1 pseudogene is annotated in these 321 nt (G+C 52.6%); it reads right to left on the reverse strand.

Features of this window, described 5'->3' with window-relative positions:
* Positions 1 to 321, reverse strand: a pseudogene (locus AB9F29_RS21745) (hypothetical protein); the annotation flags it as partial.

Consider the following 321-nt stretch of genomic DNA (forward strand, 5'->3'; position numbering starts at 1 on the left):
GGGGCAGACGGCTTGCCCTCAGGGGCAAATGCATCATTTTCCCGTTTGGTCGGATCCATTTGCCCATTTGGGCAAATTGAGTTGCCCAGGGCATACCAACAGGTCCGGTCATAGCGATCATCGCTGAAGTTGCCTTTGAGGATCAGGCCTGCGCTAACCAGCTTTTCGAGCGCTGTTCTGATCTGCTTCTCGCTCAGATAAGGGAAGAGTTCACCAAAGGCCGAGATCGAATTGTAGGTCCAATACCGCCCGTCTCGAAGGTTACGGCGGTTGGCTTGGTTCTTTTCAACCCAGAATGTGATGTTCTGGAAAATCACCGCT

The organism is Falsihalocynthiibacter sp. S25ZX9 (genome assembly GCF_041205405.1).
GTDB lineage: Bacteria > Pseudomonadota > Alphaproteobacteria > Rhodobacterales > Rhodobacteraceae > Falsihalocynthiibacter > Falsihalocynthiibacter arcticus.